Genomic DNA, 7298 nt, shown 5'->3' on the forward strand with positions numbered 1-7298 from the left:
TCCCCTACCCCGCCGCCGAATCCGCCACCGCCTCCCCGTCCAGCACCCGGCGCGCCCGCTCCCGGTCGAGGTCGCCCTCCCAGGCGGCGACCACGACGGTGGCGACGCAATTGCCGATCAGGTTGCCGAGCGCGCGGGCCATGCCGATGAACCAATCGACCGAGAGCACCAGCACGAGGCCGATGGCGGGGATCGCCGGCACGGCGTTGAGGGTCGCGGCCAGGATCACGATGGCCGAGCCCGGCACGCCGTGCGCGCCCTTGGAGGTGACGAGCGAGACGCCGAGCACCAGCATCAGGTCACTGAGCGAGAGCGGCGTGTTGGTGGCCTGGGCAATGAAGACGACGGCGAGCGTCAGGTAGATCGAGAAGGCGTCGAGGTTGAACGAGTAGCCCGTCGGCACCACGAGGCCGACGGTGGAATCCTTGATGCCGAGATGCACGAGCTTGCGCATGATCTGCGGCAGCACCGCATCCGACGAGGCGGTGCCGAGCACGATCGTCAGCTCGGCCCGCAGATACCGCAGGAACTTCCACAGGCTGAGGCCCGACAGCCGCATCACCGCGCCGAGCACCCCGAACACGAACAGCGCGACCGCGGCGTAGAACAGGGCGACCAGCGAGAGGAGCTGCGTCAGCGAGCCGATGCCGTAGCGGGCCACCGTGTAGGCCACCGCGCCCATCACGCCGAGCGGGGCCACCCGCACGATCAGGCCCATCGCCTTGAACAGCACGGCGCTCAACGCGTCGATCATGTCCGTGACCGCCCGGCCCTTCTCGCCGCCGACCAAGGACAGGCTCGCCCCGAACAGGACCGCGAAGAACAGCACCTGCAGCACGTCGTTGCGGGCGAGCGCGTCGAAGGCGGTTTTCGGGATCACGTCGAGCAGGAAGGCCGAGATGCCCCCGCCCTGAAGCTTCTGGGCGTTGTCGGCGGTTTGGCCCAGGGCCTTGGCGTCGAGGCTCGCGACGTCGACGTTCATGCCGTGGCCGGGCCCGACGACCCAGGCCAGCACGAGGCCGAGCACGAGGGCGACCGTGGTCATCACCTCGAAATAGATCAGCGCCTTCACGCCCACCCGCCCGACCTTCTTGAGGTCGCCCGCGCCCGCGATGCCGTGGACGACGACGCAGAACACGATCGGCGCGACGATCATCGAGATCAGCTTGAGGAAGGCGTCGCTCAACACCTTCAGGCTCTTGGCGAATTCGGGCGCGACGAGCCCGAGCAGAATGCCGGCGAGCAGCCCCGCGATCACCTGCGCGAACAGCGACTTGTGGAGCGGCGTGCGCGCGGCCGGCAGCGTGGCGGCTGTGGTGGTCATCGGCTCGGCCCCCTTACGTCCCCGGCTCGGGCAGCAAGGGCGGTGCCAGGGCTCACACCAAGCCGGTGAGGTAGTAGACCCCGATCACGAAGAACACCGCCAGGGTCTTGATGATCGTGATCGCGAAAATGTCGCCGTAGGACTGGCGGTGGGTCAGCCCGGTGACGGCCAAGAGCGTGATGACCGCGCCGTTGTGGGGCAGCGTGTCCATGCCGCCGCTCGCCATGGAGGCGACGCGGTGCATCACCTCGAGCGGGATGCCGGCCGCCTGCGCCGCCTCGACGAAGCGGCCCGACAGGGCGCCGAGCGCGATCGACAGCCCGCCCGAGGCCGAGCCGGTGACGCCGGCCAGCACGTTGACGGTCACCGCCTCGTTGATCAGCGGATTCGGGATCGCCGAGAGCGCGTCCGAGATCGTCTTGAAGCCCGGCAAAGCCGCGATAACGGCGCCGAAGCCGTATTCGGTCGCTGTGTTCATGCCGGCGAGCAGTGAACCGGCGACGGCCGCCTTCGAGCCCTCGACGAAGCGGGGCGCGAGGTTGCGATACCCGAGGATCACGGTGGCGAGGATGCCGAGCAGCAGCGCGCCCTCCACCGCCCAGATCGCCGCCACCGCCTTGACCGGTACGGTGACCGGATGGGCGGCCATCTCCGGGGTCAGCGCCGCGCTCGCGGTCTCACCGTAGGTGGCGGTGATCCAGCCGAGCAGGAGCTTGTTGCCGATCCCGACGATGAGGAGCGGCAGGATCGCCACCATCGGGTGGATGACGACCTTGTCCTCGACCGCCTGCGGCTCGTTCGAATGGCCCTCGCCGTAGCCCTCGTCGCCCGCGCGGCGGCGGCGCCATTCGAGATAGGTGATGCCGAGCCCGAACACGAAGAGCGCGCCGATGATCCCGAGGACGGGGGCGGCGTAGGCGTCGGTCTTGAAGAACGAGGCCGGGATGATGTTCTGGATCTGCGGCGTGCCCGGCAGGGTGTCCATGGTGAAGGTGAAGGCGCCGAGCGCGATCGTGCCGGGGATCAGCCGCTTGGGGATGTTCGAGCGGCGAAACAGCTCGGCGGCGAAGGGATAGACCGCGAACACCGCCACGAACAGCGAGACGCCGCCATAGGTCAGGATCGCGCCGACCAGCACGATGGCGACGATCGCCCTACCCTCCCCCAGAAGCCCCGTCACGGCGCCGACGATGGAGCGGGCGAAGCCGGAAATCTCCACGAGCTTGCCGAACACGGCCCCCAGCAGAAAGACCGGGAAGTACAGCTTCAGGAAGCCGACCAGCTTCTCCATGAACAGGCCGGAGAACAGCGTCGGCACGGCGGCCGGATCGGTCAGCAGCACCGCGCCCATGGCGGCGACCGGCGCGAACAGGATCACCGAGAAGCCGCGATAGGCGATTCCCATCAGGAAGAAGAGCGCCGCGAGGCAGATCAGGAAGCTCACGTGCTCGACCCTCCGGGCAGCGGCGCGCGGGCCGTGCACCGGACCCATCTGGACGAAGCGCGGCCGTCTTCAATGGAGGGGCGCTTACAGAGTCCGATGCATCACCAGCGCATCGACCGGCCCGTGGGTGGGATGGCGAAAGACGCCCGGCAGGCGTCCGACCTCGCGCATCCCGAGGCCCGTCCACAGCGCCACCGCGCGGGTGTTGGTCGCGACGACGAGGTTGAACTGCATCATCGTGAAGCCGAGGCCCCGCGCCGTCTCGAACGAGTGCAGGCCCATGGCCCGCGCCACGCCCCTGCCTTGCGCCTCGGCCTTCGTCGCGTAGGTGCCGTTGGCGACGTGATCGCCGGCCCCGAGCTGGTTGGCGCGGAGGTAGTAGGCGCCGAGCACCCTGTCCCCGTCCAGCGCGACGTGGACGTGATGCGCCGGCGCGAACCAGTAGGCCAGCGCCTGCGCCCGGTCCCAGTCGCGGGGCAGCGCGAAGGCCTCGCCGGCCCGCAGGATCGGCTCGAGGATCGCCCAGATCGCGTCGTGGTCATCGGGCGTGGCGGGGCGGATGGTGAGGTCGGTCATCGCGGCGGTTTAGGATCGGACGGCTTTTTCTGTCCTCCCGTGTCGGCAGGCGGCATCATCCTGTTCGGCTTGATCAAGCATGAGCGTTGTGTCGATGAGCGGCAGCCCGCCTGAGTCCTCTCTTGAGGGGCGGTGATCGAGTCAGCACGATGCGCAGCGATAATTTCTTCAATCATCTTATGATACAGTGCGGGTTAATTGATGAAAGGTAGGATCGTGCGTAGTTTTTGCAAAGTTCCAGTCATTGTGTTGCCTTTGTCGCTCGCCGGTTGCGGCTCAGTGGTTTTGATCGAAGCAGAACTCATTCCCCCGAATGGAGGCCGGCCAGAGCTCTGTCTGCAAAATTACAAGCGCGATTTCATGATGATGGCAGATGAAGCCGAGAGGACGGAGGCGCGTCGAAAAATGGGTGAATGTGTTCGCCGATATGAAGCTCAAGGCTACAAAGCCAAGCTGCCTTGGGATTGATGTTTGCGACACTGCAGCGCGACGTGGGCTCTGATGCGCCAAATTCTCGAATGTAATTCGATGTTGTGATCGAAATATTTCATCTAAGGCAGATCGGCCTTCCTACCCACCCCGCGAAGACGCCTCCGGCAGCGTCGCCGCCCGCGCATTGCTCTCCCCCGCCCCCGGCCGAAAATCGATCCGCCCCCAGCCCGGCAGCTTCAGCGCCGGGCGGCGCCAGTCGAGGCCGGCCACCGCGCCGAGCAGGTTGATCTCGAAGCCGTCGACCCAGCCGATCGTCAGCCCGGCATAGCCCTGGAGCGACAGGCGCAGGCCCGTGTGGCTCGGGGTGATCTCGAGGAAGCGGCCCGGCGGGGTCCAGTCCTTGCCGAGCGCGGTCGGCGGCAGCGGCACGTCGTTGTCGGGGATGGCCGCGACGACGTGGGCCGCGAAGGTGTTCGAGTTCGGCCCCGGCCACGCCCGGTACGAGCCGAGGCTGCGATGCGGATAGTCGGCCACCGCGGCGCGGATCGCCGGGATCGCGCGGGCGGCCGCCTCGCCGTCGAGGGCGAGCACCGGCTCCGGATCGTTGCCGAACCAGCGCCCGTCGGGGGCGTAGGCGTCGGTGCGCACCGGCGGGCCCCAGCCGACCACGTCGTAGCGGGTGTAGCGGGGCGCGTTCGCCTCCTTCGTCACCACCCAGCTGTGATGCGCAAAAATGCCCCGCCAGCGCCCGACCCGGGCGGCGTAGACCCGCACCATCGCCTCCGGCGCGGCCGAGGCCGGCGGCAGGATGCCCGCGCTCGACCAGTCGGCCGAGGACCAGCTCTCGGCGCGCCCGCCCTTCGCGCTCCACCACAGGGCGTGGGTCGCGAGCGGCAGCAGGAAGGCCAGCACGAGGACGACGAGAAGGACGAAGGTGGCGAGGCGCAGGCTCGCGAGCAGGGCGGCGGTCATGTCCCGCGCATGTTGCCGCGGGCCGGCCACGGTTCAAGCGGCGCGGGGCCGCCTGCGGCGGTTCGCCGGCTCATCGTCGCGCAGTCCGTGCGCGCCCGCACGCGGAGCGCGAGTGCGGCTTTACGGCAACGCTTGCCCGCCCGCGTATCGCCGCCGCCGAGTCCGCGCTTGTAACAAGGTCACATCCGCGCGATGAAACATTATAACATGTTGAGCGAGGCAAGATGCGATCGGCGGCGAGGCGGACGGGACGGGGCATGCTGCTGGCCGGGACGATCCTGTCCGGCGGGGCGGTGCCGGCGCTCTCCCAGCAGGCGACGACGCTCGAGGAGCTGAGCGTCGCCGCGAGCCCGGTCCAGCCGGCGGCGAGGCCCGTGGCGGGCGCCCTCCCCCCGCTACCCACCCGGACGCCGACCGGCGTGCTGCCGGTGGTGACCGATTCGTTCTCCTCGGTCACGGTGGTGACGCGCTCCGAGATCGAGCGCTCGCAGCCGACGCAGCTCGGCGACGCCCTGTTCGACAAGCCCGGCCTGTCGGCCTCGACCTTCGCGCCCGGCGCCGCCTCGCGCCCGATCATCCGCGGTCTCGACAACACCCGCGTGCGGATCCAAGAGAACGGCGTCGGCATCGGCGACGTCTCGGAGCTGTCCGAGGACCACGCGGTGCCGATCAACCCGATTGCCACCGACCGCATCGAGGTGGTGCGCGGCCCCGCGGCGCTCCGCTACGGCAGCCAGGCGATCGGCGGCGTGGTGGCCGCCGAGAACAACCGGGTGCCGACCTTCATCCCCGTCGGCGGCATCGCCGGCCGGGTGACGACGGGCTATTCGAGCGTCGACAACGGGTACAACACCGCGGCCAGTGTGGATGCGGGCTCGGACAACGTCGCCGTCCACGCCGACGGCTTCCGCAGCCAGGGCGACAGCTACAACACGCCCGCCGGCATCCAGGCGAACTCGCAATACCGGTCGCAGGGCGGCGCGGTCGGCATCTCGGTGATCGGCGACCGCGGCTTCGTCGGCATCTCCTACAGCCATTACGACGCGCTCTACGGCATTCCCGGCGGCGGCTCGGCGGAGCGGCGCGTGTTGCTCGATCCGGTGCAGGACCGGCTCCTGGCGCGGGGCGAGGTCCGGCCGCTCGAAGGCCCGTTCGCGGTGATCCGCTTCTGGGCCGGCGGCTCGGTCTACAAGCACAACGAGAGCGGGCTGGAGGACGACGGTTTCCGCACCATCGGCTCGACCTTCAAGAGCCGCGAGGTCGAGGGCCGGGTCGAGGCGCAGCACGTGCCGGTCGATCTCTCCTTCGGCGTGCTCACCGGCGCGGTGGGCGTCCAGTCGGACCGGCGCGTGCTCGGCACCTCCGGCGAGGCGGGCGGGCTCCTTGCGCCGACCGATGCGCGGGCCAACGCCCTCTACCTGTTCGAGGAATTGGCCCTGCCCTCCGGCACCCGCTTCCAGGCGGCGGGCCGCATCGAGGGGACGCGCGCGACCGGCACGGCGACGAATTTCCCGGGCGATTACCTGCCCGGCCCGGTCGATCCGCTGGAATACGACCGCCGCCGCCGCTTCGCCCCGAAGAGCGCGAGCTTCGGCGTGCTGCAGGACCTGCCCTACGATTTCGTGGGGAGTCTGACCGCGTCCTACGTCGAGCGCGCCCCGTCCGTGCTCGAGCTCTACTCGCGCGGGCCGCACGAGGCGACCGAGACCTTCGAGATCGGCGATCCGAACCTGAAGCTGGAGCGCGCCCGCACTCTCGAACTCGGCATCCGCCGGGCGGTGGGCCCCCTGCGCCTCGATGCCACCGGCTACATCACCCGCTACACCGGCTTCATCTACAAGCGCGAGACCGGCACGTTCTGCGGCGACGAATTCTCGACCTGCGGCGCCGAGGACGAGCTGCGCCAGATCGTCTACACCCAGTCCAACGCGCAATTCTACGGTGCCGAGATCGGCGCGCAGCTCGACCTGATCCCGGTCGGCAACGGCTTCATCGGCGTCGACGCGCAGTACGACTTCGTCCGCGCGCAGTTCGACAACGGTGGCTTCGTGCCGCGCATCCCGCCCCACCGGCTCGGCGGCGGCGCCTACCTGCGGGCCGACGGCTGGTACGCGCGGGTGTTCCTGCTCCACGCCTTCGCCCACACCGAGACCGCGCCGATCGAGACCCCGACGCCGGGCTGGGACGATCTGCGGGCGGAGATCAGCTACACCAAGCCGATCGATCCGGCGGTGTACGGTGCCAGCGAGATCACGCTGGGGCTCCAGGGCCGCAACCTCTTGGACGACCGCATCCGCAACTCGGCCTCCTTCAAGAAGGACGAGATCCTGCTGCCGGGCCGGAACCTGCGGCTGTTCCTGACGGCGCGGTTCTGAAGAGGCACCGCCGTCATTCCGGGGCCGCGGAGCGGAACCCGGAATCCTCCCGTGATGCGCGGCGTCACGGGGCGTCGTGCCCAGTCGTGATGGGGTGGACGGCCCCCGACGGCATCGTGTGTGCCAGATTGAGGTCGTTGCAGATCTCAAGCGAGGAGGCCGTCCATGGAGCAGA

The 7298-nt window shown here is 69.2% G+C and carries 5 protein-coding genes; 1 reads left to right on the plus strand and 4 read right to left on the minus strand.

Going from position 1 to position 7298, the window contains the following annotated elements; genetic code table 11:
* Positions 1-4 precede the first annotated feature (4 nt).
* The 4 genes from HNR00_RS23630 to HNR00_RS23645 form a co-directional block, all read right to left on the minus strand.
* Positions 5-1324 carry a dicarboxylate/amino acid:cation symporter gene (locus HNR00_RS23630; protein WP_183573691.1) on the minus strand — a complete coding sequence of 440 codons (1320 nt, stop codon included), beginning with the start codon at positions 1322-1324 and terminating at the stop codon, positions 5-7.
* 52 nt (positions 1325-1376) lie between these two features.
* Positions 1377-2768 (minus strand): GntP family permease, encoded by a 1392-nt coding sequence (locus tag HNR00_RS23635; protein ID WP_183573693.1) that lies wholly within the window; start codon positions 2766-2768, stop codon positions 1377-1379.
* Positions 2769-2852: 84 nt separating this feature from the next.
* Entirely contained in the window at positions 2853-3344 is a 492-nt protein-coding gene (locus HNR00_RS23640; protein ID WP_183573695.1) for a GNAT family N-acetyltransferase, read from the minus strand.
* Between the two features lie 570 nt (positions 3345-3914).
* Positions 3915-4748, minus strand: a complete 834-nt coding sequence (locus HNR00_RS23645) for a DUF3750 domain-containing protein (protein WP_183573697.1) — start codon at positions 4746-4748, stop codon at positions 3915-3917.
* 257 nt (positions 4749-5005) lie between these two features.
* Here HNR00_RS23645 and HNR00_RS23650 point away from each other — a divergent pair, with 257 nt between their 5' ends.
* Positions 5006-7123, plus strand: coding sequence for a TonB-dependent receptor (locus HNR00_RS23650; RefSeq protein WP_183573699.1), 2118 nt, complete (start codon positions 5006-5008; stop codon positions 7121-7123).
* Positions 7124-7298: the final 175 nt, after the last annotated feature.

This window comes from Methylorubrum rhodinum (assembly GCF_014199935.1).
Lineage (GTDB): Bacteria > Pseudomonadota > Alphaproteobacteria > Rhizobiales > Beijerinckiaceae > Methylobacterium > Methylobacterium rhodinum.

Coding starts and splice junctions, on each gene's coding strand:
- HNR00_RS23650 (WP_183573699.1), top strand. CDS start 5,006: ATGCTGCTGGCCGGGACGATCCTGTCCGGCGGGGCGGTGCCGGCGCTC.
- HNR00_RS23640 (WP_183573695.1), bottom strand. CDS start 3,344: ATGACCGACCTCACCATCCGCCCCGCCACGCCCGATGACCACGACGCG.
- HNR00_RS23645 (WP_183573697.1), bottom strand. CDS start 4,748: ATGACCGCCGCCCTGCTCGCGAGCCTGCGCCTCGCCACCTTCGTCCTT.
- HNR00_RS23630 (WP_183573691.1), bottom strand. CDS start 1,324: ATGACCACCACAGCCGCCACGCTGCCGGCCGCGCGCACGCCGCTCCAC.